The sequence below is a fragment of the Kitasatospora sp. NPDC101108 genome, from assembly GCF_055584725.1.
This window is the reverse complement of sequence record NZ_JBVJLM010000056.1, coordinates 1-1,187: the sequence shown is the minus strand read 5'-3', so window position 1 is coordinate 1,187 and position 1,187 is coordinate 1. Positions and strand designations below refer to the sequence as shown.

The 1,187-nt window shown below is 66.7% G+C and carries 1 protein-coding gene; it reads right to left on the bottom strand.

All coding sequences use genetic code 11. The features are described from left to right. Positions 1 to 1,107: RNA-guided endonuclease InsQ/TnpB family protein (locus tag ACZ6Z8_RS39200; protein WP_465614740.1), on the bottom strand; the 1,107-nt coding region annotated here is incomplete at its 3' end. Positions 1,108 to 1,187 lie beyond the last annotated feature (80 nt).

The window sequence follows — 1,187 nt, the reverse complement described above, 5'->3', positions numbered from 1 at the left end:
CGCCCGTCCGGCGGCCAGGATGTTGCGTGCGGCGTTCACGTCGCGGTCGTGGACGGTCTCGCAGTCCCCACACGTCCACTCGCGGACGCCGAGGGGCTTGGGGCCGTCCTTGATGCCGCAGGCCGAGCAGATCTGGGAGGTGGGCTCGAAGCGGCCTATCCTGCCGAAGTGGCGGCCGTGCTTGATGGCCTTGTACTCCAGCATGTTGAGGAAGGCGGACCATCCGGCGTCGTGCACGGACTTGGCGAGCGGTGTCCGTCCGAGGCCGGACACCGCGAGGTCTTCCACGTACACCGCTTGATTCTCGCGGATGATCTTCGTGGATTCCTTGTGGTGCCAGTCCCGGCGGCGGTCGGCCACCTTGGCGTGCTGACGTGCGACCTTCTTGCGGGCTTTGGCCCGGTTCTTCGATCCCTTCTCGCAGCGGCTCAGGGCCTTCTGCATGCGTTTGAGTTTCTTCTCCGCCCGGCGCAGGAACTTCGGCGAGTCCACCTTGCGGCCGTCGCAGAGCACGGCGAAGTGGGTGAGGCCCAGGTCGATGCCGGTCTCGGTGTCCAGCTCGGGCAGGATGTCCGGCTCGGTGTCCACGACGAAGCTGGCCCAGTACCGGCCGGCGGCGTCCATGGTGACGGTGACGCTGGTCGGCTTCGCCGGGAGCGGACGTGACCAGCGCATTTCGAGGTCTCCGACCTTCGCCACGTAGAGGCGACCGGACTCGCGCAAAGAGAACCCGTTGGCGGTGAGCCGGATCGACTGCCGGCTGTCCCGCTTGGACTTGAAGCGCGGCGCGGCGACCTTCGGCCCCTTGCGCTTGCCCGTGACCGAGGAGAAGAAGTTCCGGTAGGCCGTGTGCAGGTCCCGGAGGGACTGCACCAGCACCACCGAGGACACCCCACCCAGCCACGCGCGCTCTTCGGTGCGCTTCGCGGCGGTGATGACCTGCTTCTGCAGGTCGGTGTCCTTGATGTACGGCAGTCCCGCCGCATGGGCTTCCTGACGTGCCCGAAGGCCGTCGTTGAAGACCACGCGGGCGCATCCGAACGCCTGGGCCAGCGCACGGCACTGGGCAGGTTCGGGGTACACGCGGTAGTTGTACCGGAGCTGCACACGACTGACCATACCATTTGGTCTGTGAGTGAATTGACGGAGTATCGACGTGGCCGGAGCGTGGTTTCGGCGATGCACGT